Annotated in this window: 22 protein-coding genes; 9 read left to right on the top strand and 13 right to left on the bottom strand. The window is 53.0% G+C overall.

Translation table 11 applies throughout. The annotated features are described in order from the left end of the window. Positions 1-161: 161 nt before the first annotated feature. Positions 162-764, bottom strand: a complete 603-nt coding sequence (locus tag IB222_RS22225; protein ID WP_149384906.1) for a YiiQ family protein — start codon at positions 762-764, stop codon at positions 162-164. A 100-nt stretch (positions 765-864) separates the two neighbouring features. Here IB222_RS22225 and IB222_RS22220 point away from each other — a divergent pair, with 100 nt between their 5' ends. Continuing rightward, the gene (locus tag IB222_RS22220) at positions 865-1,293 is read left to right on the top strand and encodes a DUF805 domain-containing protein (protein WP_003825201.1); all 429 of its coding nucleotides are present in this window, start codon (positions 865-867) and stop codon (positions 1,291-1,293) included. Positions 1,294-1,356: 63 nt separating this feature from the next. Here the strand turns inward: IB222_RS22220 and fpr are convergent, their stop codons facing one another. The 4 genes from fpr to IB222_RS22200 form a co-directional block, all read right to left on the bottom strand. Further along, positions 1,357-2,103: a ferredoxin--NADP(+) reductase gene (gene fpr, locus IB222_RS22215; RefSeq protein ID WP_126319619.1), complete on the bottom strand. Its 747-nt coding sequence runs from the start codon at positions 2,101-2,103 to the stop codon at positions 1,357-1,359. A gap of 95 nt (positions 2,104-2,198) precedes the next feature. Then, a complete protein-coding gene (glpX, locus tag IB222_RS22210; RefSeq protein WP_003840506.1) occupies positions 2,199-3,209 on the bottom strand; it encodes a class II fructose-bisphosphatase in 1,011 nt (336 codons plus the stop codon). 135 nt (positions 3,210-3,344) lie between these two features. Further along, positions 3,345-4,853: a glycerol kinase GlpK gene (glpK, locus tag IB222_RS22205; RefSeq protein ID WP_003028792.1), complete on the bottom strand. Its 1,509-nt coding sequence runs from the start codon at positions 4,851-4,853 to the stop codon at positions 3,345-3,347. A 22-nt stretch (positions 4,854-4,875) separates the two neighbouring features. Beyond that, positions 4,876-5,721, bottom strand: a complete 846-nt coding sequence (locus IB222_RS22200) for an MIP/aquaporin family protein (RefSeq protein WP_003825195.1) — start codon at positions 5,719-5,721, stop codon at positions 4,876-4,878. Positions 5,722-6,149: 428 nt separating this feature from the next. On the opposite strand from IB222_RS22200, the gene zapB reads away from it, so the two are divergent. Then, the gene (zapB, locus tag IB222_RS22195) at positions 6,150-6,395 is read left to right on the top strand and encodes a septal ring assembly protein ZapB (protein WP_095533156.1); all 246 of its coding nucleotides are present in this window, start codon (positions 6,150-6,152) and stop codon (positions 6,393-6,395) included. Positions 6,396-6,614: 219 nt separating this feature from the next. On the opposite strand, the gene rraA is transcribed toward zapB, so the two are convergent. The 7 genes from rraA to priA all read right to left on the bottom strand — a co-directional run bounded on the left by rraA (position 6,615) and on the right by priA (position 14,601). After that, the gene (gene rraA, locus IB222_RS22190) at positions 6,615-7,100 is read right to left on the bottom strand and encodes a ribonuclease E activity regulator RraA (RefSeq protein WP_079939327.1); all 486 of its coding nucleotides are present in this window, start codon (positions 7,098-7,100) and stop codon (positions 6,615-6,617) included. Between the two features lie 92 nt (positions 7,101-7,192). Further along, entirely contained in the window at positions 7,193-8,122 is a 930-nt protein-coding gene (gene menA, locus IB222_RS22185; RefSeq protein ID WP_149384907.1) for a 1,4-dihydroxy-2-naphthoate polyprenyltransferase, read from the bottom strand. Between the two features lie 67 nt (positions 8,123-8,189). After that, positions 8,190-9,521 (bottom strand): HslU--HslV peptidase ATPase subunit, encoded by a 1,332-nt coding sequence (gene hslU, locus IB222_RS22180; RefSeq protein ID WP_003028803.1) that lies wholly within the window; start codon positions 9,519-9,521, stop codon positions 8,190-8,192. A gap of 9 nt (positions 9,522-9,530) precedes the next feature. Then, positions 9,531-10,061, bottom strand: coding sequence for an ATP-dependent protease subunit HslV (gene hslV, locus IB222_RS22175; protein WP_003028805.1), 531 nt, complete (start codon positions 10,059-10,061; stop codon positions 9,531-9,533). Between the two features lie 91 nt (positions 10,062-10,152). After that, positions 10,153-11,127 carry a cell division protein FtsN gene (ftsN, locus tag IB222_RS22170; protein WP_072025521.1) on the bottom strand — a complete coding sequence of 325 codons (975 nt, stop codon included), beginning with the start codon at positions 11,125-11,127 and terminating at the stop codon, positions 10,153-10,155. Positions 11,128-11,220: 93 nt separating this feature from the next. Next, the gene (cytR, locus tag IB222_RS22165) at positions 11,221-12,246 is read right to left on the bottom strand and encodes a DNA-binding transcriptional regulator CytR (protein ID WP_003825179.1); all 1,026 of its coding nucleotides are present in this window, start codon (positions 12,244-12,246) and stop codon (positions 11,221-11,223) included. Between the two features lie 156 nt (positions 12,247-12,402). Beyond that, positions 12,403-14,601, bottom strand: coding sequence for a primosomal protein N' (gene priA, locus IB222_RS22160; RefSeq protein WP_048215183.1), 2,199 nt, complete (start codon positions 14,599-14,601; stop codon positions 12,403-12,405). A 332-nt stretch (positions 14,602-14,933) separates the two neighbouring features. Between priA and rpmE the strand changes: the two genes are divergently transcribed. The 3 genes from rpmE to IB222_RS22145 all read left to right on the top strand — a co-directional run bounded on the left by rpmE (position 14,934) and on the right by IB222_RS22145 (position 17,668). Beyond that, the gene (gene rpmE, locus IB222_RS22155; protein WP_008787040.1) at positions 14,934-15,146 is read left to right on the top strand and encodes a 50S ribosomal protein L31; all 213 of its coding nucleotides are present in this window, start codon (positions 14,934-14,936) and stop codon (positions 15,144-15,146) included. A gap of 338 nt (positions 15,147-15,484) precedes the next feature. After that, positions 15,485-16,165, top strand: a complete 681-nt coding sequence (locus IB222_RS22150) for an oligogalacturonate-specific porin KdgM family protein (protein ID WP_149384908.1) — start codon at positions 15,485-15,487, stop codon at positions 16,163-16,165. Positions 16,166-16,243: 78 nt separating this feature from the next. Further along, the gene (locus tag IB222_RS22145; RefSeq protein WP_003825170.1) at positions 16,244-17,668 is read left to right on the top strand and encodes an MFS transporter; all 1,425 of its coding nucleotides are present in this window, start codon (positions 16,244-16,246) and stop codon (positions 17,666-17,668) included. A gap of 58 nt (positions 17,669-17,726) precedes the next feature. Here IB222_RS22145 and metJ read toward each other — a convergent pair whose 3' ends face one another. Next, positions 17,727-18,044, bottom strand: coding sequence for a met regulon transcriptional regulator MetJ (metJ, locus tag IB222_RS22140; protein ID WP_003825168.1), 318 nt, complete (start codon positions 18,042-18,044; stop codon positions 17,727-17,729). Between the two features lie 265 nt (positions 18,045-18,309). On the opposite strand from metJ, the gene metB reads away from it, so the two are divergent. The 4 genes from metB to katG all read left to right on the top strand — a co-directional run bounded on the left by metB (position 18,310) and on the right by katG (position 25,514). After that, positions 18,310-19,470: a cystathionine gamma-synthase gene (gene metB / locus IB222_RS22135; RefSeq protein ID WP_003028818.1), complete on the top strand. Its 1,161-nt coding sequence runs from the start codon at positions 18,310-18,312 to the stop codon at positions 19,468-19,470. A 2-nt stretch (positions 19,471-19,472) separates the two neighbouring features. Continuing rightward, positions 19,473-21,905, top strand: coding sequence for a bifunctional aspartate kinase/homoserine dehydrogenase II (locus IB222_RS22130; RefSeq protein ID WP_149384909.1), 2,433 nt, complete (start codon positions 19,473-19,475; stop codon positions 21,903-21,905). A gap of 372 nt (positions 21,906-22,277) precedes the next feature. Continuing rightward, the gene (gene metF, locus IB222_RS22125) at positions 22,278-23,165 is read left to right on the top strand and encodes a methylenetetrahydrofolate reductase (protein ID WP_003825161.1); all 888 of its coding nucleotides are present in this window, start codon (positions 22,278-22,280) and stop codon (positions 23,163-23,165) included. Between the two features lie 168 nt (positions 23,166-23,333). Further along, positions 23,334-25,514, top strand: a complete 2,181-nt coding sequence (gene katG, locus IB222_RS22120; RefSeq protein ID WP_003825159.1) for a catalase/peroxidase HPI — start codon at positions 23,334-23,336, stop codon at positions 25,512-25,514. Positions 25,515-25,552: the final 38 nt, after the last annotated feature.

Raw genomic sequence — 25,552 nt, 5'->3', positions numbered from 1 at the left:
AACAGTATAGAGATTCATCCCCCGAAAGGCTTTGCTTTTTGTCATTTCCCCGTCATTCTCCACGTTGCAGGTGCGTTGGCTGTACTCTCTCACCCCAGTCACTTACTGATGTAAGCTCCTGGGGATTCGTTGCGTCGCCGCCTTCCTGAAACGTGAATAATTTAGGGGGAATTCGACCCTTCGAGGTTTTCAGATAGTGCCAGCTTAATCGGTTCAACAGCGAAGGTCAGCCCCTTTTCACCGTTATCTGCCACGACATAGCGAATTGCGCCTTCTGTTTCGGCGTAATAGTGTTTACCTTTGCCTGAGGCGAGCAGTTTTTGCAGCTTTTTCTGGCTCTGTTCCTTCGTCAGTAGTGGTGCGACAGTGCGGATGACGGCGGTCATGTATTCCAGCGCTTTCGCTTTAGCTGCCTTTTGCTCTGGTCCTTGAATTGGTAACCAGGTTATCTGCATGCTTTTGATTTTCAGGGTGCCGCGCTCAAGGGCGGAAGACGCATACAAGTTTTCATTGATTTTACTGGCCGCGCGGGTGAGATTTGCCCGATCGCGACTGCTGTCGATAGCGCGGAACTCATTCAGGATCAGCTTCGGATTCTGTGTATTAAAGTTTTCGCGAAACTGGCTAATCGACAGGTCAAAGGTCGGCGCGCCCGCCAGTAAATAGGGGGCTGTGGTTGCCGTCGATGGCTCTTTCGCCAGTGCCGCAGTGCTCGCGGTTAAGGCTGAAAACAATAATAAAAACAGTGTAAATCCGTGCTTCATCAATCGTACCTTTCATTCTCACTGCTCACGATTAAAACGGTAACCGTCGAGCTTGTCAAAAGGGTAAACTGTTCTGGAAGGTAATAATAAAGGAACTTACATGACCATACAGCAGTGGTTATTCTCATTTAAAGGGCGCATCGGGCGCCGTGATTTCTGGATTTGGATTGGCCTATGGATCGTCGGCATGCTGGTTCTGTTTTCGCTGGCGAGCAAACAATTACTCGATATTCAGACCGCGGCTTTTTGTCTGGTGTGTCTGCTATGGCCAACGGCGGCAGTGACGGTAAAACGTCTGCATGACCGGGGGCGTTCCGGAGCGTGGGCGCTGTTGATGATTCTGGCGTGGATGCTGCTGGCCGGAAATTGGGCGATGTTACCCGGCGTCTGGCAATGGGCGGTAGGCCGCTTTGTTCCAACGTTGATTCTGGTCGGTATGCTTATCGATCTGGGTGCGTTCATTGGCACCCAGGACGCAAATAAATATGGTAAGGATACGCAGGACGTAAAGTACAGAGCTGGCTCGTAGGCCGGATAAGCGCAAGCGCCATCCGGCAAAATGCCCGGGTGTTTACCGGGCAGTAAAACGTTCTTACCAGTAGTGCTCTGCAGTCATATGGCCCGGTCGGCGGCGCAGGTGTTTGGTCATCTGCCGGGTCTCTTTCAGCAACTGCTGCGTGTCGCGTACCATCTGCGGGTTTCCACACAGCATCACATGGCAGGTTTCTTTATCCAATGGCAGCCCGACTGCTTTTTCCAGCTCACCGCTTTCAATCAGCGCTGGTACACGCCCGGTCAGCGAATCTGCCACGGTTTCACGGCTGACAACCGTCTGGATACGTAATTTACCTTCGTAGCGCTTTTCCAGCGCCTGCATCAACGGTAGATAGCTCAAATCGGCGGCATAACGCGCGGCGTGGACCAGCACCAGGTTTTTGAAGCGATCCAGGTCCTTGCCTAACTGCAGAATCGACAAATATGGGCCGATAGCCGTGCCGGTTGCCAGCATCCACAGCGTGTCGCAATCGGGGACTTCATCCAGCACGAAGAAACCAGCCGCTTCACTCACCACCTGGACTTCATCGCCAGGCTTCAGTGCTGCCAGACGAGGGCTGAGTTTGCCGTCGGGAACCGTCACCAGATAAAACTCTAAATCGGGGTTATCAGGGGCATTGACGTAAGAATAGGCACGCTGGACGCGTTCGCCGTCGATCTCAAGGCCAAGCTTGGTGAATTGACCTGCAGTGAAAGGAAGAACCGGAGCTCGCACGGTCAAACTAAACAGGGCATCGGTCCAGTTCTGTACCTTCGTGACTTTGCCTGTTACCCAATCTGCCATGGTTTTCTCCTGTCTGCTTTGATTGCCTTATCTTCGTTCGTTGGACGAAAGATTTCCAGCCCATATGGGCTGGAAGGCTCTATTGAACAAATCAATTACAGGATGTGCGCCTGCACATCGGGATCTTTACGATCGAGGTAGTGAATCGACTGAATGCGGCGGATCGTACGTGATTTGCCGCGGATCAGCAGCGTTTCGGTGGTTGCGATATTACCTTTACGGCTAATCCCTTCCAGCAAATCGCCTTTGGTGATGCCGGTGGCGGAGAAAATGACGTTGTCGCTACGCGCCATTTCATCGAGGCGCAGCGCTTTGCCCGCTTCAATGCCCATGGCGGCGCAACGAGCCAGTTCTTGTTCGCCAATACGACGGTTCTCTTCGCTGTCGCCTTTGACGTCATGACGTGCCAGCAAACGGCCTTGCATGTCGCCGTCCAGCGCGCGGATGACGGCGGCAGAAACCACGCCTTCCGGTGCGCCGCCAATGCCGTACAGCACGTCAACTTCACTGTCTGGCATGCAGGTCAGAATGGAGGCTGCAACGTCACCGTCTGGAATAGCAAAGACGCGCACGCCCAGTTTTTGCATTTCGGCGATCGTTTCATCATGGCGTGGCTTGGCCAGAATGGTGACGGTCAGTTCACTCAGCGGCTTATTGAGTGCAGCGGCAACGTTATGCAGGTTGGCTTCCAGCGACAGGTTCAGGTCGATAGACCCTTTTGCGCCTGGGCCGACAATCAGCTTCTCCATGTACATGTCTGGCGCGTTCAGGAAGCAACCTTTATCGCCAACAGCCAGTACGGCCAGCGCGTTTGCCTGACCCATTGCCGTCATGCGTGTGCCTTCGATAGGATCGACGGCGATGTCGACCGCATCACCAAGACCGGTCCCGACTTTCTCACCGATAAACAGCATCGGCGCTTCATCGATCTCGCCCTCGCCAATCACGATGGTGCCGTCAATGTTGACCTGGTTGAGCATAATACGCATGGCGTTTACCGCCGCGCCGTCAGCGGTATTTTTATCGCCGCGGCCCAGCCATTTATAGCCAGCCAGCGCGGCCGCTTCGGTCACGCGTGAAAATTCAATGGCAAGTTCTCGTCTCATTGCAAACTCGTAGCTGAAAGGAATGGCGCGAAGTGTAGCACAGGGGAGGGGGCGAGATTATTGATGTGTGTGCGGGGTTGCCCCCGCACGAAGATATTGCCGGATAAGGCACAGTTGCCATCCGGCTATGACGTATTACTCGTCGTGATCTTCCCACGCCATGGCGCGTTTGACCGCTTTTTTCCAGCCGCTGTAACGGAAGTTACGTTCGGTGGTTTCGATGCCTGGGCGGAATTCACGCTCGATGACTGCTTTTTCCTGCAGCTCATCCAGATTCTGCCAGAAGCCTACTGCCAGACCAGCCAGGTATGCCGCACCCAATGCGGTGACTTCGCGGACTTCCGGGCGCTCAACGCGCGTGCCGAGAATGTCGGACTGGAACTGCATCAGGAAGTTGTTGGCGACCGCACCGCCATCAACACGCAGGGCGTGCAGGCGAATACCGGAGTCAGCCTGCATCGCTTCCAGAACATCACGAGTCTGGTAAGCGATAGACTCAAGCGTGGCGCGGATGATGTGGTTGGAGTTTACCCCACGGGTCAGACCAAAGATGGCGCCGCGAGCATACGGGTCCCAGTACGGTGCGCCCAGGCCAGTAAATGCCGGAACGACGTACACACCGTTGGTATCTTTCACTTTGGTGGCGAAATATTCGGAGTCGAATGCATCGCTGATGAGTTTCATTTCATCGCGCAGCCACTGGATGGAGGCGCCAGCCATAAATACCGCACCTTCCAGCGCGTAGTTCACTTCCCCGGTCGGTCCGCAGGCGATGGTGGTCAGCAGTCCGTTTTCGGACTTAACGGCTTTCTCGCCGGTGTTCATCAGCATGAAGCAGCCGGTACCGTAAGTATTTTTCGCCATCCCTTCCTTCACGCACAGCTGGCCAAACAGCGCCGCCTGCTGATCACCGGCGATACCGGAGATAGGAATACGAATACCGCCTTTACCACCGATGTTGGTCTGGCCGTACACTTCAGAAGAGCGACGCACTTCAGGCAGCATTGCACGCGGAATATCCAGCGCATCCAGCATCGTGTCATCCCAGTCCAGGGAGTGGATGTTGAACAGCATGGTACGCGAGGCGTTGGTGTAATCTGTGACGTGTACGCGCCCCTGCGTCATTTTCCAGATAAGCCAGGTGTCTACGGTACCAAACAGCAGTTCGCCGCGACGAGCGCGCTCACGCGAGCCTTCTACGTGGTCGAGGATCCACTTCACCTTGGTACCGGAGAAGTACGGGTCAATAACCAGACCGGTGTTGTTACGGATGTACTCTTCCATGCCGTCACGTTTGAGCTTTTCGCAGATATCCGCGGTACGACGGCACTGCCACACAATGGCGTTATAGATTGGTTTACCGGTTTCGCGTTCCCAGACGATGGTGGTTTCACGCTGGTTGGTAATACCGATCGCTGCAATTTCATCGGAACTGATATCGGCTTTCGCCAGAACTTCTACCAGCGTGGAGCTTTGGGTCGCCCAAATTTCCATTGGGTCATGTTCTACCCAACCGGCTTTCGGGTAGATTTGTTCGAATTCGCGCTGTGAAACGGCAACGATATTCGCATCGTGGTCCATTACGACCGCGCGGGAGCTGGTGGTGCCCTGGTCGAGCGCAACGATATATTTTTTTTCAGTCATAATTTTTTGTCCCGTAGTCACATTACTGCGAAGCTTTTTGTTGAGTGTTGGCCGCAACGTCTTTTTCTTCAATCGCGCAGACATCGCACGGTAAATGACGACCAATCAGTTTGCGATATGCCCATGCGCCCAAAATCGCGCCGGTAATCGGGCCAAACACCGGAACCAGGAAGTAAGGGATATCGCGACCACCCGTGAAGGCAATCTCACCCCATCCGGCCATCCAGGCGAAGAGTTTCGGTCCGAAGTCACGTGCCGGGTTCATCGCAAAACCTGTCAGCGGACCCATGGAAGCACCAATAACGGCAATCAACAAGCCGATCAGCAGTGGTGCCAGCGGACCACGAGGTACACCGTTACCATCGTCGGTCAGAGCCAGAATCAGCCCCATTAGAATAGCGGTAATGACCATTTCAACCGCGAAGGCCTGCACAAAATTGATATGCGGGTTCGGATAGGTGGAGAAAGTACCTGCCAGACCCAGGCTCTCGGTACTGCCGCGTACGATATGGTTAGTTTGTTCGAAATCGAGGAAAAGATTGTAATAAAGCCCGTAAACCAGTGCCGCTGCGCAAAAGGCGCCGGCAATTTGCGAAATAATAAAAGGAACAACTTTGCGTTTATCAAAACAGGCGAACAGCCAGAGTGCGATGGTTACCGCGGGATTCAGGTGTGCACCAGAAACGCCTGCGGTCAGATAGATAGCCATCGCTACCCCCAGACCCCAGATGATACTGATTTCCCACTGACCAAAAGTAGCCCCAGCCACTTTAAGTGCAGCGACACAGCCCACACCGAAGAAAATCAACAACCCGGTACCGAGGAATTCAGCAATGCACTGGCCTTTTAAGGTTGATGTTTGACTCATAATCGGATCCTGAAGAGAGTTTAATGTTTATTGTGTGCGAGAAGGTCACTGACATCCCCGGAGCCGGTAGGCACACTGTTAATTTATCGTTAACGCTCAAAAACGAGAAATATCGAAATTAAAATGTGTGTACTGCATCAACAAAATGAGCGTTTTCGCGCCATTGTGAGGTATTTGTTATACAAAAATAGTGTGAGCTGAATCATTTCACTGATCAATCTGTTAACACTTAAGAGTTATGACAGTAATGTCACCAGGAGAAAGACTAAAAGTGTTGCAAACCGCAATCTGCGCGGGATGCCGCTGGACAGGGATGACGCGGCTTCATACAATCGGTGTTAAGTAGAGTGCGCTCGTTTTTATTAAGGCGTCGCCGGTTATCGGGACGAGGATTTTTATCCATCAACGCCTTGCAATTCAGGAGAGGTATGACGATGTCATTAGAAGTGTTTGAGAAACTGGAAGCAAAAGTACAGCAGGCGATTGATACCATCACGCTGTTGCAGATGGAAATCGAAGAGCTGAAAGAAAAGAACAACTCACTGTCGCAGGAAGTTCAGACTGCACAGCAGCAGCGTGAAGAACTGGAGCGTGAGAACAATAGCCTGAAAGAACAGCAGAGCGGCTGGCAGGATCGTCTGCATGCCCTGCTGGGTCGTATGGAAGAAGTCTAATTCTCGTCATATTTCACGTTATGGCGGCGTTGGCTGCGTGCATTCACCCCAGTCACATAGTGACCTATGCTCCTGGGGATTCACTTACTTGCCGCCTTGCCCTGACGCGAAATCTTTAGAGGATTTAGAGTGCGAGTTTGTAGGCCGGATAAGGCGTAAGCCGCCATCCGGCAATCAGCGACAACGCATAAAAAAGGCACCTTGCGGTGCCTTTTTCGCTTACTCGATATCTAGCGGGTCTTCGGAGAGGATTATCCCGGTGTTGTCGGCGTACAGGTGGTCGCCGGAAAAGAACGTCACGCCACCGAAGTTGACGCGTACATCGCTTTCCCCGATACCTTCTCCTGAAGCACCTACCGGAATAGCGGCAATCGCCTGAATGCCGATGTCCAGCTCTCCCAGATCGTCTACCTGGCGGACGGAGCCGTAGATGACCAGACCTTCCCATTCATTCTGTACGGCCAGTCGTGCCAGTTCGGCATCGACCAGCGCACGACGAACAGAACCGCCGCCATCGACCAGCAGAACACGACCACGGCCATTTTGTTCGAGCAGATCGTACAGCAACCCGTTGTCCTCGAAACATTTTACCGTGATGATTTGTCCGCCAAACGACGCCCGTCCTCCAAAGTTAGAGAACAGCGGTTCCACGACGTTGACATCTTCCTGATAGATGTCACAAAGCTCGGATGTATCGTATTTCATAGGCTTAACGTTCAGTTGCTGCGAGAATTTTTAGTATATCGCGCTATGTGTACTGTTGGCAAAATCATCAATTGTTAATTGATATTTGTCAGTTAAAGAGACCACTGACTTAAGAAAATTCCAACGACAAACAGCAGGTTAGTTAACAATGCTGCTTTTACGGTGCGTTCCAGCATCGGACGCATTGCAGCTGGGTCCATCTCATGCATCACGTAACGCGCCTGTTTGATTAGCAACGGAGCGGCAAGGATAAACAGCCATCCCCACAGGCTTTGCAGTGAGAACAGGTTGAACAGTGCCAGACAGACTAGCGTCCCCATCAGCAGGCAGGCATGGTAGCGGCGGGCATTGACGGCGCCTAAACGCACGACCAGCGTGTTCTTGCCGTTCTCTCTGTCGCTGTTGATATCGCGCAGGTTGTTGACGTTGAGCACGGCGGTTGCCAGCAGGCCGCAGGCGGTGGCAGGCAGAATCAGCGCTGGAATCAACGTATGAGCCTGCAGATACCAACTTCCCATTACGCTGAGCCAGCCGAAGAATACCAGCACAGAAATATCGCCCAGGCCGATATATCCGTAAGGGCGATTACCCACGGTGTAGGTGATCGCGGCGATAATCGACAGGCCGCCGAGCACCAGGAAACCGACAAAATCCGCCAGCGTGTGACAGGCTACAGCAACCAGGGCCAGCCCGGACAGACAGATCAGCACCACGGTGACGATCAGCGCGCGCTTCATCTGCTGTTGGGTGATGACCCCTTTTTGCATACCGCGCAGCGGTCCAATACGGTCGGGCTTGTCGCTGCCTTTGACGGCATCGCCATAGTCGTTAGCAAGATTGGACAGAATTTGCAGCAGTCCTGCCGTAATCAATGCCAGCAGAGCAACCAGCGGATCGAAGTATCCTTGCCACCATGCTAATGCCGTACCGACGATGATCGCCGCGAAGGCGAGCGGTAAGGTCTTAGGTCGTAAACTTTCCAGCCAGGCTTGTGAGCGGCTAATTTGTTGTTGTTCAGTCATATTTAGCGCCAATAAAAATGGGGCTTTATCAGCCCCATCAACAGTGATGAAAATGCATTGAACGCGATTATAGGATAAAACGGCTCAGATCTTCATCTGCGACCAGCGCATCCAGATGTTTGCTCACATATTCGGCATCAATTGTGATGCTTTGGCCGTTCAAATCGCTCGCATCATAGGAAATATCTTCCATCAGACGTTCCAGAACGGTATGCAGACGACGTGCACCGATGTTTTCGGTGGTTTCGTTAACCTGCCAGGCCGCTTCGGCAATGCGTTTAATACCGGATTCAGTGAAGTTGATGTCCACACCTTCAGTCGCCATCAGCGCTTTGTACTGGACGGTGATGGAGGCATTCGGTTCGGTAAGGATACGCTCAAAATCGCTGGTGGTCAGCGCCTGCAGCTCGACACGAATCGGCAGACGACCCTGCAGTTCTGGGATCAGGTCGGACGGTTTGGCTACCTGGAATGCACCAGAAGCGATAAACAGAATGTGATCTGTTTTCACCATGCCGTGCTTGGTGGAGACAGTGCAGCCTTCAACCAGCGGCAGCAGGTCGCGCTGTACGCCTTCACGGGACACGTCCGGGCCGGAAGATTCGCCGCGCTTACAGATCTTGTCGATTTCGTCGATAAACACGATCCCGTGCTGCTCAACGGCGTCGATAGCTTCTTGTTTCAGCTCTTCCGGGTTCACCAGTTTGGCCGCTTCTTCTTCAATCAGCAGCTTCATCGCGTCTTTGATTTTCAGCTTACGCGGTTTTTGTTTCTGACCGCCCAGGTTCTGGAACATGGACTGCAGCTGGCTGGTCATTTCTTCCATTCCCGGAGGCGCCATAATTTCAACGCCCATCGGTGCGGCTGCGAGATCGATTTCAATCTCTTTATCATCCAGCTGGCCTTCACGCAGTTTTTTACGGAATGCCTGACGTGCTGCAGAAGGTTCCTGCGGCTGCTCTGACTGTCCCCAGTTATTTTTAGCCGGTGGGATCAGCACGTCGAGAATGCGCTCTTCCGCCATCTCTTCGGCACGGAAGCGGTTTTTCTCGATTGCCTGCACGCGGACCATTTTAATGGCAGCATCGGTCAGGTCGCGGATGATGGAGTCAACTTCTTTACCAACATAGCCGACTTCGGTGAATTTTGTTGCTTCGACTTTGATGAACGGCGCGTTGGCCAGTTTTGCCAGACGACGGGCAATTTCGGTTTTACCGACGCCGGTCGGGCCAATCATCAGAATGTTTTTCGGCGTGACTTCATGGCGCAACTCTTCGTTGAGCTGCATACGACGCCAGCGGTTACGCAGGGCGATCGCCACGGAACGCTTCGCGTTATCCTGGCCGATGATGTGTTTGTTCAGTTCGCTGACAATTTCGCGTGGGGTCATTTCAGACATGGGGGATCCTTACGCTTTGGAGTTCAATTCTTCGATGGTATGGAAGTGGTTGGTATAAATGCAGATATCCCCTGCAATATCCAACGCTTTTTCAGCAATCTCGCGTGCGCCAAGCTCGGTGTTTTCAAGCAGAGCGCGTGCAGCAGCCTGGGCGTAGGGACCGCCGGAGCCGATAGCAATCAGATCGTTTTCTGGCTGGATGACATCGCCGTTACCGGTGATGATGAGCGATGCAGTTTCATCTGCGACGGCCAGCAGCGCTTCGAGTTTGCGCAGCATACGGTCGGTACGCCAGTCTTTTGCCAGTTCAACGGCAGCTTTCACCAGGTGACCCTGGTGCATTTCCAGCTTGCGTTCAAACAGTTCAAACAGCGTGAATGCATCCGCAGTACCGCCCGCAAAGCCCGCGATGACTTTGTCGTTGTACAGACGGCGGACTTTCTTCACGTTGCCTTTCATTACGGTGTTACCCAGTGTGGCCTGACCATCACCGGCGATTACCACATGGCCGTTACGGCGTACGCTTACTATTGTTGTCACGAGCAGACCCCTTGGTTACAAATGCAATGTACAGGCCCCGCACAGTGTACGGGGCGTAATGCAAGTATAGATGGGGGAGATTTTGGGGGTTTCAACCCCCAGTGGAGAGTCGAATGCAGTTTGTGTGACCAGCAACCTTCAGGCGGCTGATGGTGTTGTCGGCATTCTCTTTGCCTTTGACCGGACCAATGACCACACGATTCCAGCCGTTATTGGTGGTTATACGGGAGTTAAAGCCTTCAAAGGCCAGCTGTGCACGCACAGTTTCTGCCTGCTCAGCGCCTTTAAATGATCCGCACTGAACCATCCAGCGGCGTTCATCTTTTTTCTCAGCCGTCTGTTTTGGCGGCTGCGTTTCATTGGTTATTGGCGCGGCCGGCTGCGGTTTTGGCTGAGCAGCGGTGGTATGCGCTGGCGTTTGCAGCAGATCCTGATACGGCTGTTGCGCCGCCGGTTTTGGCTGCGCTTTCGGCTGTTGTACCGGCGCGGCTTGTGCTGTACGCGTTTGCTGCTGCTGATACGGCTGTTCTGTTGCCCGTGGACGCGGCTGCTGAGCCTGCTGCTGGGCATTGTTCCACTGCTGCTGTTGCACCTGACGCTGACGCTGCAGCGTTTGCTGGCGCTGTTCAGCCGTTTGCTCGTTCCACGGTACTTCGTTGAGCTGTGTCGGCTGTTGACGCATATCAGCCTGCATTTGCGCCAATAGCTGACGCTGCTCATTGGTTAGCTGATCGGCATTCAGCACCTCGCCGCCCGCAGACGGTTCGGTAGGCGCACGTACGCCAGGCTGACGGCTCTCCAGCTCTTTGATGTATCGCCAGCGCTCTTCCGGTTTTGGCGGAATGCCATTACCGGTGACTTTCTGGTTTTGCAGCGTTTCGGACTCTTCTTTCTTGTGATGCGTAATGAAGTACAGACCACCGATAAAGGTCACGAGTACGGCTGCAGCAATAGCAACCATTGCGGGCGATACCGCAGGCGTATTGCGTTGTTTTTTCCGTGATGTGCTCTTCTTGCGCCGCGAAGGTGCCGGTTGGCCGCGACGTACATAATCTCGTTGTGCCACTATCGTTTCGCTGTATTTATTCGTTCGTCAGCCCGCCATGTTACTTAAGCGGCGGGCCTTTGACCAGACAGGGGAGTCCGAAAGCACTTTACTTTACGTCAGTGCCCGGGTAGTACCCCGAATAATAAGCTCGCAGTCCAGTAAACGTGAGCCACTGCTGACGCTCTGCCCTTGTAATTGATCGAGCAGTAACAGCATAGCTTCACGTCCGATATCGAAACGCGGCTGTGCGACGGTTGTCAGGGGTGGATCACAAAATTCCGTGAGCGAAATGTTATCAAAGCCAATAATGGATAAATCATCAGGGACTTTCAGACCCTGGCGTTTGGCGTAAGAGAGTGCGCCCAGCGCCATGACGTCGCTGTGACAAAAGACCGCGGTAGGCGGCTGCGGTAGTTCAAGGAGCTGCTTCAGCGCATTGGCTCCCGCTTCATAGGTAAAGTCACCGCGCGCGATAAAATGCGGATCGACCGTAATTCCGCTGCGGCGTAATGCCTGAACGTAGCCTTGCAGACGGTAATGGCACAGCGGCATATCTTCGGGGCCGGCGATACAGCCAATGCGTTTATGCCCCAGTTCCAGCAGATAATTCATCGCGTTAAAGGCGGCGGTGAGGTTATCAATGTGTACGGTAGGGAGTTCCAGCTCTGGCGCGAACTCGTTCGACATGACCATCGGCGGTAAATTGCGCTGCTCTTCCACGCTGGCATCAAACGGCAGGCGCGAGCTGAGCAGTACCATGCCATCGATCTGCTTGGTGATAATGAGGTTAAGAAACGTCTTTTCCTGTTGGTTCTGGTGCGCGCAGTCGCCAATAAGCACCAGGTATCCCTGTTCTGCGGCAGTCACTTCAATGCCACGAATCACTTCGCTAAAAAACGGATCGCAGATATCCGGCACAATCACCAGAATGGTACGCGACTCATTACGCTTAACGTTACGTCCCATTGATTGGGGTAGATATCCCACTTCCAGCGCTGCCTGCTCAACCTTGTTACGGGTTGACTGCGAGACTTTGTCTGGGTTCATTAATGCGCGGGATACGGTTGCCGTTGAGACTTTCGCCTTCAGAGCAACATCTTTCATCGTAGCGGCGGCAACCTGCTTATTCGGTTTCACTCTTTCTCCTCGCCAGAGAGCTGCTGGCACAGACTCGTCCCTGGATAACCTTCATCTGAAACATTTTTATCAGATAGTGAATGGAAGCGGTTACAGAATTTTCATAAAAAGTGTGATGGATCTTTAATTTTACGATCCGCCTCGCATCGTGAGGGGTTATCCCTCGATGGGATCGACATCCAGCACCCATTTAACCTTGCGTGCATCGGGTAGCGTATTGATCAGTGCCAGCGTGCCGCTGACGATATGTTGCAGGCGAATTCGTGATGGATGTTGCAACAATATTTGCCAACGATAACGACCACCGCGTTTGGGCGCCAGTGCGGGAACCGGGCCGAGCACCCAGAGTTTGTCATCGGCCAACGGGCTGGCTTGAATGAGATTCCGTAGTTGCTGCAAGAACATTGGTGCATGCTGGTTGTTATGATCTTCTGCCCGCACGATCACATGGCTGGTCCACGGTGGAAGCTGGAGCGTTTGTCGCTCGGCCAGCGCCTGTTCGGCAAACGCGTCATAGCCTTTATACAGCAAGGTTTGCAGCAGCGGATGTTCAGGATGGTGCGTTTGCAGCACCACTTCGCCTTGCTTCCCGGCGCGTCCGGCACGGCCAGAGACCTGCGTATAGAGCTGGGCGAAGCGTTCTGCTGACCGGAAATCTGCGGAGAATAGCGCGCCGTCAACGTCCAGCAGCGCCACCAGAGTGACGTCCGGGAAGTGGTGGCCTTTGGCCAGCATTTGCGTGCCTATAAGTATTCGTGCGCCGCCGCGATGCACTTCCGCCAGATGCTGCTCCAGCGACCCTTTACGGCTGGTGGTGTCGCGATCTATACGTGAAATTGGCACACCGGGGAAAAAAGGTGCCAGAGCCTGCTCAAGCTGTTCGGTGCCGAGTCCTACCGGAACCATATGCGTCGAACCGCAGGAAGGGCACTGACGCGGTATTGGGCGCTGGCTGTCGCAGTGGTGGCAACGCAGGTGGTGCTGCGCCTGATGTAGCGTGTAGTAATGATCGCAACGCGGACATTCGGCAATCCAACCACAGTCGTGGCACAGCAGCGCAGGCGCAAAACCACGACGGTTCAAAAACAGGATCACCTGGTTATCCGCCTGCAGGTGCTGACGCATACGGGCGATCAGCGCAGGGGCTAGACCGGCCTGCACCTGCTGACCTTTGAGATCCAGCACGTGCTGAGTGGCTGGGCGCGCATTTCCGGCGCGGCGCGTCAGGCGCAGCATGCGGTATTTGTTCTGCCGCACGTTACACAGCGTTTCCAGTGCCGGAGTGGCTGAGCCGAGAATAATCGGGATTTGCTCGCTATGGGCGCGGTAAACCGCGAGGTCGCGCGCATGATAGCGCCAGCCTTCCTGCTGTTTATAAGAGCTGTCGTGCTCTTCGTCGATGACAATCACGCCGAGATTTTTAAACGGCGTAAACAGCGAAGAACGCGTGCCGATAACAATCGCCGCCTCGCCATTTTTTGCTTTCAGCCAGGCTGAAAGACGTTCACTGTCGTTTAAACCGGAGTGCAGGACTTCGACCGGCGCATTAAAACGTTCGCGAAAACGGGCAATAGTTTGCGGCGTCAGGCCAATCTCCGGCACCATCACCAGCGCCTGCTTGCCCTGGGCAAGGACGTTTTCCAGAACGCTGAGATAGACTTCTGTTTTGCCTGATCCCGTTACGCCCGCTAATAGCCAGGCGCTAAAACTGTCTGAGGCGCTGTGAATCGCCCCGACGGCGGTGGCCTGCTCGGTGTTCAGCCGCAGACGCTCACCGGAAACCGCGTAGTGCGTACGCCAGTCGCTAAAGCCTGGTGTTTCGCTCGCCAGATCGCACAGCCCTTTTTTCCGCAGTGCCTGTAATGCGGCATCATTAAATTCCAGTTCAGCCACCTGGTCGCGCCAGATTTTCCCCTGGCGTAGCGCAGCTAGCGCCTGTTGCTGCTTGGGAGAACGCTTTAGGCTGTTGAGGTCAATAACCTGGCCTTCTTCAGTGGCAAACCAGTACCACATGGGCGCGTTTGTCGCCGGGCGTCCCTGGCGCAGTAAAATTGGCAGAGCGTGAAACAGTACGTCACCGATGGGATGATGATAATAATCAGCCGCCCACAACAGCAGACGCCAGACAGAGGTCGAGTAGACCGGTTCGCTGTCCAGCACTTCTAGAACGGCTTTCAATTCGCTCCGCGGCAGTTCACTGTGCTCGCTGACGGAAAGGACGATACCCACGCGCTCCTGCTGCTTGCCAAAGGGCACGCGTACACGACACCCGGCTTTGGCACTCAAGCCTTCCGGCAGGAGGTAGTCAAAGGTGCGAGGTAGCGGAACAGGTAAGGCAACGTGCGCAACGGGCATTGAATCATCCTGACTTGAAATCTGGCGGGTTAGTATACACATTAGTGGAGGGTAGAATGCGGATCAGTTTGCATGAGCAGGTTAATTTCTGTATGATTCGCCGCCTTTGATGCAAATTGATTGCGTCAAATACTGACCATTACCCGAGAGTTTCGCGCTGCTGGAAGGCGGCAAGCGAGCGAATCTCTGGGAGCATAGTGAACTATGTGACCAGAGTGAGTGAACGCAGGCAACGCATCAGCAGTGTGAAAGGTGACGGGGAATAATTAACATCGCGTGGTGTCTGGCGTTAGGGCTGGAAGAGCGACGCGGCCTTAAACCGAGGTTTTCCCATGAAAAAAGATATTCACCCGAAATACGAAGAAATTACTGCAAACTGCTCTTGCGGTAACGTCATGAAAATCCGCTCTACCGTCGGTCACGATCTGAACCTGGACGTGTGCGGTCAGTGCCACCCGTTCTATACTGGCAAGCAGCGTGATGTTGCTACCGGTGGCCGTGTTGATCGCTTCAACAAGCGTTTCAGCATCCCAGGCAGCAAGTAAGTTTCAGCTGTCAGAAAAAAGCGCCTTATGGCGCTTTTTTTGTTTCTGCGCTTCAGAACTGAAATATATATTGATGTATTGAATAATCTATTTTATTCAATAAATAAAACGGCGTTTTATTTTTTCGATAAAATATTGCAACTGGTGATCTGCGTCCTTTTTATCTTCTGTCTTTTGCCACTTTTACCAGCTCCTGGCAAAATACCAAAGGTTTCTGCTTTCTTTCTAAAATACACTTTCGTGGAAATATAAAATTAATCTAAAAGCCTTTTTGTTTTCCCATTTTATGGACAAACGAGATGGATTATTTCCGTTGTTGAGTGTGAAGAGGGATTGTCATGAAATTTAAATCTGCGTTATTACTGATTCCATTATTCTCTGCGGCCGCACAGGCGGGTTATGTTGATTACCGACATGAATATTATGACGATGGACGTAATTACGATCGTGTGTATATGTCTCACCGTTTTGCCACGGGTTTTGGTGTCGCAGTCGAAGCCATTTCTCGTTCCGAAAACACGCAGTCAAATGATGCGTGGAATAATATGGAAAGTAACGGTAACGAGTATACCGCAAGCTACCAGTTCACATGGCAGGGTCTTGTCTGGCAGCCCGGCATTGCGATCGAAACGGGCGATAATATCGCGATTTATAAGCCTTATATCCGCGTGCAGTACAACATCAACGACAACTGGTGGACCGCGTTCCGCTATCGTCAGGAGTACATGCGCAGAAACACTGACGGCAAAGATGACCGCATGGTCTATCGTCCGGAAGCCTGGCTTGGTTATAACGTCAATGACTGGATGTTTGAGCTAAATGGTATTTATAAAATTGCCGATAGCGAAGATTTATATAACAACCGGAAAGATGATTATGAATATAACTTCCGCGTGGCGTATAAACTAGGCTCATGGGTTCCATTTGTTGAAGTTGGCAACGCTTCCTCGGGTTATAACACTACCACTACAGACGATCGTCAGACCCGTTATCGTGTCGGTCTTGGTTATAACTTCTAATCGGTAATAGTTTTCGTATTGGCTGATTACGTCGATAAGCATAGTTTGTGTGAATAATATGTCTAAGGAGTTGACATCATGTCTAATGATGGAACTATTATCGGAAATAATGAAACCACTGCCGTCAGGCCTTTCGGAATTAGAGATAAAATCGGTTATTTATGTGGTGACCTCGGAACCTGTTTTATTCTTGGCTTAGTTAATAGTTTTTTAATGATTTATTACACTAACGTCCTCGGTATTTCCGGCGTTATTGTTGGCTCACTCTATTTTGTGACCAAACTCTTTGATGCGTTCGTTGATGTTGGTGTAGGGCGCTTATGCGATACCTCTAAACTGACGGTACATGGACGTTTCAACCCGTGGGTGCGTCGCATGAAGTATCCATTTTGCATCATTGCGGTTGTCCTGTTCCTGCCGTTTGTGAATGATTTTTCTTATACGGCGAAAATCATCTACATCTGTTGCTCCTATTTCATTTACGGTTCGCTGTTATCGACCGTGAGTATTCCGTACGGTGCTATGTCTGCGGCGATTAGCTCGAATCCGGATGATCGTGTATCGCTTTCAACCTGGCGTAGCGTTGGGTCAGCAATTGGCGGTGGGGCAACTGGCTTTTTCATTCCGATCCTGATGTACACCACCCTGGTGGACGGAAGCCAGGTGATTTCCGGGCAACACTTCTTCTGGATTTCCATTGGTTGCGCAGTGCTGGGCTTGATCTTTTTATCCTTGACCTGTCATTTAACGACGGAGCGCGTGCGCGTGGAGAGAAAAGAGAGCATGCCCGTTTCGGTGTTGCTGAAGGGACTGGCACGCAATAAGGCGCTGATTGTTTTAGTGGTTGTGGATTTGCTGATTGTAATTAATCAGGGGTTGTCCGGTACCAACATGACTTACCTGTTTAATGACTATTTCCACAATAAAGAGGCGATGTCAGTCGCGTTGCTGTTTACCTTTGGTTCCCTGGTTTTGCTGGCGCCATCGGCATCCTGGCTCACGAAGCGGTTTGGTAAAAAAGAAGCCAGCGTAGGCGCGTTGCTTTTTGCCGTGGTCATGTATGTGATTATGTACTTTGTCCACATTACGGATGCAAAGGTCTATCTGGTTTTCTTGTTCCTGGCGACGCTGGGTGCAGGGTTATTCAACCTGATGATTTGGGCGTTTATGACTGATGTTTGTGACTACCATCAGTATGTCACTGGCGATCGCGAGGATGGCACGGTTTATGGTGTGAACTTCTTTGCGCGCAAGGTTGGTCAGGCATGCGCAGGGGCGATTGGTGGCTTTATGTTGGCTATCATTGGCTATCAATCATCGTCAACAGGTGGTGCAGTGCAAACCAGCATTGTGCAGGAAAATATTTATACGATGGCGAATCTCTTGCCGGCGCTATGCCTGTTTTTGGCGGCGGTCATTCTGATTTATTTCTATCCATTGAACCGTACGGAAACGCTCAAAATGGAAGAAACATTGAATAAACTCAATGGTATTAGTAAGTAACACAGTGAGAAAAGGCGGGAGCATTCCCGCCTCTACACGCCCATTGCTGTTCTAACTATCAGTATTCCCACGTTTCCGGGTTGATACCCAGTTCACGCATGATTACCTTTGCTTCTTCCGGGATTTCATCACTGCGTTCTTTACGCAGGTCGTCATCGTTGGGTAAGGGTTGCCCAGTAAAAGCATGCAGAAACGCTTCACACAGCAGTTCACTGTTGGTGGCGTGGCGCAGGTTGTTCACCTGACGACGCGTGCGTTCATCGGTAAGGATTTTTAACACCTTCAGAGGAATGGAAACCGTAATTTTTTTGACTTGCTCACTCTTCTTACCGTGCTCAGCGTATGGGCTGATATATTCGCCGCTCCATTCAGCCATGAGATACCTAATCCTCTTCGTCATTAATATTGAGGCCAGAACCTGAGCCCGGACCATAATTGCGCGTAGTTTATCGTAGTGGCGTGGCCCTGACACGAAGTAAGCCGACGCAGATGTACGCTAATGCATATAATTTTAACGGCTATTTCCAGTTTGCTCAATCTATACGCAAAGAAGTTTAGATGTCCAGATGTATTGACGGCTATCGTAACTATGATTACTCTGGTGTCTGACTTTTCACCGACTCAGCCAGGATCTCCTCAATATGACGCGTAAACAGGCCACCATCGCAGTGCGTAGCGGGTTAAATGACGACGAACAGTACGGTTGCGTTGTCCCGCCGATTCACCTCTCCAGCACCTATAACTTTACCGGATTTAATGAACCTCGCGCCCATGACTATTCGCGTCGCGGCAACCCAACGCGCGATGTTGTTCAGCGTGCGCTGGCGGAACTGGAAGGCGGTGCTGGTGCTGTGCTGACCAATACTGGCATGTCGGCGATTCATCTGGTGACCACGGTCTTCCTCAAGCCAGGCGATCTGCTGGTCGCACCGCATGACTGCTACGGCGGGAGCTATCGACTGTTTGACAGTCTGGCAAAACGTGGCTGTTACCGCGTCCTGTTTGTCGATCAAGGAGATGAGCAGGCATTGCAGGCCGCATTGGCGGAAAAACCGAAGCTGGTGCTGGTAGAAAGCCCAAGCAACCCGCTGCTGCGCGTGGTGGATATTGCGAAAATCTGTCAGCTGGCGCGTGAAGCTGGCGCGGTCAGCGTGGTCGACAACACTTTTTTAAGCCCGGCACTGCAAAATCCACTGGCATTGGGCGCCGATCTGGTGTTGCATTCATGCACGAAATATTTAAACGGTCACTCAGACGTGGTGGCTGGTGTTGTGATAGCGAAAGATCCGGAAACGGTCACTGAACTGGCATGGTGGGCGAATAATATTGGTGTGACCGGCGGCGCGTTTGATAGTTATCTGCTGTTGCGCGGCCTGCGTACTCTGTCTCCTCGAATGGAGGTGGCGCAACGTAATGCTCAGGCGATAGTCGATTATCTGCAAACTCAGCCGCTGGTGAAAAAATTGTATCACCCGTCATTGCCGGATAATCAGGGCCATGAGATTGCTGCGCGTCAGCAAAAAGGCTTTGGCGCGATGTTAAGTTTTGAACTGGATGGCGATGAGCAAACGCTGCGCCGTTTCCTCGGCGGGTTGTCATTGTTTACGCTGGCGGAATCGTTAGGGGGCGTTGAAAGTCTGATCTCCCACGCCGCAACCATGACACACGCGGGCATGGCACCAGAAGCGCGTGCTGCTGCCGGGATTTCCGAAACGCTGCTGCGTATCTCCACCGGTATTGAAGATGGCGAAGATTTAATTGCCGACCTGGAAAATGGCTTCCGGGCTGCAAACAAGGGGTAAACATGAGTGTTATTGCGCAGGCAGGGGCGAAGGGTCGTCAACTGCACAAATTTGGTGGTAGTAGTCTGGCAGACGTGAAATGTTATCTGCGTGTCGCAGGCATTATGGCGGATTACTCGCAGCCTGATGACATGATGGTTGTTTCAGCCGCAGGCAGTACCACTAACCAGTTGATTAGCTGGCTGAAATTAAGCCAGACCGATCGCCTTTCTGCGCATCAGGTTCAACAGGCGTTACGTCGCTATCAAAGTGAGCTTATCAGCGGTTTGTTACCTCCTGAGGTAGCGGATGGACTGATTGGCGCGTTTATTCACGATCTGGAGCGTCTGGCCGGATTACTCGACCGCGGTGTGAACGATGCCGTCTATGCTGAGGTTGTTGGGCATGGTGAGGTATGGTCCGCGCGTTTGATGTCTGCGGTCCTTAACCAACAGGGGCTGGAGTCAGCCTGGCTGGATGCGCGCGATTTTTTACGTGCTGAACGCGGTGCCCAGCCGCAGGTAGATGAAGGTCTTTCTTACCCGCTGCTACAGCAACTGCTGGCGCAGCATCCGGGTAAACGGCTGGTGGTTACCGGCTTTATTAGCCGCAGCAATTCCGGTGAAACGGTCCTGCTGGGGCGTAACGGCTCCGACTACTCGGCGACGCAGGTTGGCGCGCTGGCGGGCGTTTCTCGCGTAACTATCTGGAGCGATGTCGCCGGGGTTTACAGCGCGGATCCGCGTAAAGTAAAAGACGCCTGTTTGCTGCCGCTGCTGCGTCTGGATGAAGCCAGCGAACTGGCGCGTCTGGCGGCACCGGTTCTCCATGCCCGTACCTTACAGCCGGTTTCCGGTAGCGATATCGATCTCCAACTGCGTTGTAGCTATACGCCGGAGCAGGGTTCAACGCGCATTGAACGCGTACTAGCCTCCGGTACCGGGGCGCGTATTGTGACCAGTCATGATGACGTCTGCCTGATTGAGTTTTTGGTTCCGACTGGCCAAGACTTTAAGCTGGCTTATAAAGAGATTGATCAGGTTTTAAAACGTACCCAGGTGCGTCCGCTGGCAGTGGGTGTGCATCCTGACCGCCAACTGCTGCAATTTTGCTATACCTCCGAAGTCGCTGACGGCGCACTGAAAATTCTTGATGAAGCTGGTCTGCCAGGCGAGCTGCGTCTGCGCCAGGGGCTGGCGCTGGTGGCGATGGTCGGGGCGGGCGTCACCCGTAATCCGCTGCATTGCCACCGTTTCTGGCAACAGTTGAAAGGTCAGCCGGTTGAATTCACCTGGCAATCGGAAGAGGGTATCAGCCTGGTCGCGGTACTGCGTACTGGGCCAACAGAGAGCCTGATTCAGGGTCTGCATCAGTCAATTTTCCGTGCGGAAAAACGCATTGGTCTGGTGTTGTTCGGCAAAGGCAACATTGGTTCGCGCTGGCTGGAGCTGTTCGCTCGCGAGCAGAGCACGCTCTCGGCGCGCACCGGATTAGAGTTTGTGCTGGCGGGTGTGGTTGATAGCCGTCGTAGTCTGCTGAATTACGAAGGGCTGGATGCCAGCCGCGCGTTAGCTTTCTTTGATGACGAGGCAGTAGAGCAGGATGAAGAGTCTCTATTCCTGTGGATGCGTGCTCACCCGTATGATGATTTAGTGGTGCTGGACGTTACTGCCAGCGAGCAACTGGCGGATCAGTATCTGGATTTTGCCAGCCATGGTTTCCACGTTATCAGCGCCAACAAACTGGCGGGGGCGAGCAGCAGTCATAATTATCGCCAAATTCATGACGCTTTTGAAAAAACCGGTCGCCACTGGTTGTATAACGCCACCGTGGGTGCAGGCTTGCCGATCAACCATACCGTGCGCGATCTGATTGATAGCGGAGATACCATTCTGTCGATCAGCGGGATCTTCTCAGGCACGTTGTCGTGGTTGTTCCTGCAATTTGATGGCACGGTCCCGTTCACCGATCTGGTGGATCAGGCGTGGCAACAGGGTCTGACTGAACCCGATCCGCGCGTAGATCTTTCCGGCAAAGATGTGATGCGCAAGCTAGTGATTCTGGCGCGTGAAGCAGGTTACGACATCGAACCGGACCAGGTTCGCGTGGAATCGCTGGTGCCTGCGCACTGTGAAGAAGGCTCTATTGACCATTTCTTTGAGAATGGCGATGAACTGAACGAGCAGATGGTGCAGCGTCTGGAAGCGGCGCGTGAAATGGGGCTGGTGCTACGCTATGTGGCGCGTTTTGATGCTAACGGTAAAGCGCGCGTTGGTGTTGAAGCGGTTCGTCCTGAACACCCGCTGGCGGCGCTGTTGCCGTGCGATAACGTATTTGCCATTGAAAGCCGCTGGTATCGCGATAACCCGCTGGTGATCCGTGGACCGGGCGCAGGTCGTGACGTCACCGCCGGCGCTATTCAGTCAGACATCAACCGTCTGGCGCAGCTGCTGTAGTTTTTGTTGCCGGATGATCCGGCCGACGGTTCGTTTGTGACCCTGGCCGGATAAAATACGTCAACAGCCTTCTGCATAATCACTTCAACTCTCATCCTGGGTTAAACCTACCCGTATTGCGTCTTACCCGCGCTCTGGCCAGAGGCGAGGCTGTCACCGCTCTCGTTAACGGCTTGCAGACGGTCGTGCCGCAATCCCCCATCATTTCAGGCTGATGTGAATTTTTTTCACGTTGGCTGAGTATTCCTCACCTTTAACGATGATTTTTGTGTTGACGCCAGCGTGCTTTTCCGTCATTTTTACATCTAGACGTCTAAACGTATAGCAGTTCACAACACAACATATAACGACAAAAGATTGATGAGGTAAGGTATGAGCTTTTTTCACGCCAACCAGCGGGAAGCGCTGAATCAGAGTCTGGCCGAAGTGCAGGGGCAGATTAACGTTTCTTTCGAATTTTTCCCGCCGCGCACCAGTGAAATGGAGCAAACCCTGTGGAACTCTATCGATCGCCTGAGCAGCCTGAAGCCGAAATTTGTTTCAGTCACTTACGGTGCAAACTCTGGTGAGCGCGACCGCACGCACAGCATTATTAAAGGCATTAAGGATCGCACGGGTCTTGAAGCGGCTCCGCACCTGACCTGTATTGATGCGACCCGCGATGAGCTGCGCACCATTGCTCAGGACTACTGGAATAACGGTATTCGTCATATTGTTGCTCTGCGCGGTGACCTGCCGCCGGGAAGCGGTAAACCGGATATGTATGCCTCTGACCTGGTGACTCTGCTGAAAGACGTTGCTGACTTTGATATCTCCGTTGCGGCTTATCCGGAAGTACACCCGGAAGCGAAGAGCGCTCAGGCCGATTTGCTGAACCTGAAACGCAAGGTAGATGCCGGTGCAAACCGCGCGATTACCCAGTTTTTCTTCGATGTAGAAAGCTATCTGCGTTTTCGCGATCGCTGCGTGTCTGCGGGTATCGATGTGGAAATTATTCCGGGCATCTTGCCGGTATCTAACTTTAAGCAGGCGAAAAAATTTGCCGATATGACCAATGTTCGTATCCCTTCCTGGATGTCGACCATGTTTGATGGTCTGGATGATGACGCCGAAACCCGCAAGCTGGTGGGAGCGAATATCGCCATGGACATGGTGAAGATCCTCAGTCGCGAAGGGGTGAAAGATTTTCACTTCTATACGCTCAACCGCGCCGAGATGAGCTACGCAATTTGTCACACACTGGGTGTAAGACCGAATTAAACAGATGCCCCAGCCCTCTACGGAGGGCTTTTTTTTGATCATTTTGATCTACATCTCTGTAACTTAAAATATAAAAGGAATTAGCTATCGAATCTGTGGGTTATTTCGACTATATCTTATCTCTGGTGGTGTATATCGTAGTCAGAACACTGTAAAGGGAGCATATAGATGAGCATGTCCGACGATAGCCAGAACGCATCAACTGCCGGTAAGTGTCCTTTTCATCAGGGCGGTCACGATCAGAGCGCGGGAGCAGGAACGAATAACCGCGACTGGTGGCCTAATCAACTCCGCGTTGATCTTTTAAACCAACATTCCAATCGTTCGAACCCGCTGGGTGAGGACTTCGACTACCGCAAAGAATTTAGCAAACTCGACTATTCTGCCCTGAAAGGGGATCTCAGAGCCCTTCTGTCCGAATCTCAACCGTGGTGGCCCGCTGACTGGGGAACCTATGCCGGTTTGTTTATCCGCATGGCATGGCACGGTGCAGGGACCTATCGCTCCATCGATGGACGCGGTGGCGCGGGTCGCGGACAGCAGCGTTTTGCACCACTGAACTCCTGGCCGGACAACGTCAGCCTGGATAAAGCGCGTCGTCTGCTGTGGCCAATCAAGCAGAAATATGGTCAGAAAATTTCCTGGGCTGACCTGTTTATCCTCGCGGGCAACGTGGCGCTGGAAAACTCCGGCTTCCGTACCTTCGGCTTTGGTGCCGGTCGTGAAGATGTCTGGGAACCGGATCTCGACGTAAACTGGGGTGATGAAAAAGCCTGGCTGACCCACCGTCATCCGGAAGAACTGGCAAAAGCGCCTTTGGGCGCGACCGAAATGGGTCTTATCTATGTAAACCCAGAAGGGCCGGACCATAGCGGCGAACCGCTCTCAGCGGCAGCGGCGATTCGTGCGACCTTCGGCAACATGGGCATGAACGACGAAGAAACCGTGGCGCTGATTGGCGGCGGTCATACGTTGGGCAAAACCCACGGCGCAGCACCGGCTTCGCATGTTGGGGCCGATCCAGAATCCGCGCCGATTGAAGCGCAGGGCCTGGGCTGGGCCAGCAGCTACGGCAGCGGCGCGGGTGCAGACGCAATTACTTCCGGTCTGGAAGTTGTGTGGACGCAGACGCCGACCCAATGGAGCAACTATTTCTTCGAGAACCTGTTCAAATACGAGTGGGTACAAACTCGCAGTCCGGCAGGCGCGATTCAGTTTGAAGCCGTTGACGCACCAGAAATTATTCCCGATCCGTTTGATCCATCGAAAAAACGTAAGCCGACGATGCTGGTTACCGACCTGACGCTGCGTTTTGATCCTGAGTTCGAAAAGATCTCCCGCCGTTTCCTGAACGATCCGCAGGCGTTTAACGAAGCGTTTGCCCGTGCATGGTTTAAGCTGACGCACCGTGATATGGGGCCAAAATCGCGCTACATCGGACCGGAAGTACCAAAAGAAGATCTGATTTGGCAAGACCCGCTGCCGCATGCGTTCTTCAACCCAAGCGAAGAAGATATTCTGAAGCTGAAGGCGACCATCGCCGCTTCCGGGTTGTCCGTGGGCGAACTGGTATCGGTAGCGTGGGCTTCGGCATCAACTTTCCGCGGTGGGGATAAACGTGGCGGCGCTAACGGTGCGCGTCTGGCGCTGGACCCACAGCGTGGCTGGGATGTGAATGCTACCGCGGCACGCGTACTGCCTGTGCTGGAAGGCATTTATAAGTCAGCCCATACCGCTTCGTTAGCCGATATTATCGTGCTGGCCGGGGTTGTTGGTATAGAGCAGGCGGCTAGCGCTGCGGGTGTCAGCATCAAAGTACCTTTTGCACCGGGCCGCGTGGATGCGCGCCAGGATCAAACGGATATTGAGATGTTTGAACTGCTCGAGCCGATTGCCGATGGTTTCCGTAACTACCGCTCTCGTCCTGACGTGTCGACCACCGAGTCGCTGCTGATCGATAAAGCACAGCAGCTGACGCTGACCGCACCGGAAATGACTGTGCTGGTGGGCGGTATGCGCGTACTGGGTGCCAACTTCGACGGCAGCCAGCATGGCGTCTTTACCGATCGTCCAGGCGTACTCAGCACTGACTTCTTCGTCAATCTGCTGGATATGCGTCATGAGTGGAAGGCGGTTGATGAGTCAAAAGAGCTGTTCGAAGGTCGTGACCGTCTGAGCGGCGAAGTGAAATACACGGCAACCCGCGCCGATCTGGTGTTCGGTTCTAACTCCGTACTGCGCGCAGTGGCTGAAGTTTATGCCTGCAGCGATGCTCACGAGAAGTTTGTGAGAGATTTCGTTTCCGCATGGGTGAAAGTAATGAACCTGGATCGTTTCGATCTGCTGTAACAGCTAATGCCGGATGTCGCTTGCGCGGATCCGGCATG

This window comes from Citrobacter sp. C13, assembly GCF_014596815.2.
GTDB lineage: Bacteria > Pseudomonadota > Gammaproteobacteria > Enterobacterales > Enterobacteriaceae > Citrobacter > Citrobacter portucalensis.
Note: the sequence above shows the minus strand (reverse complement) of the source record. Positions and strands in the feature narration are given on the sequence as shown.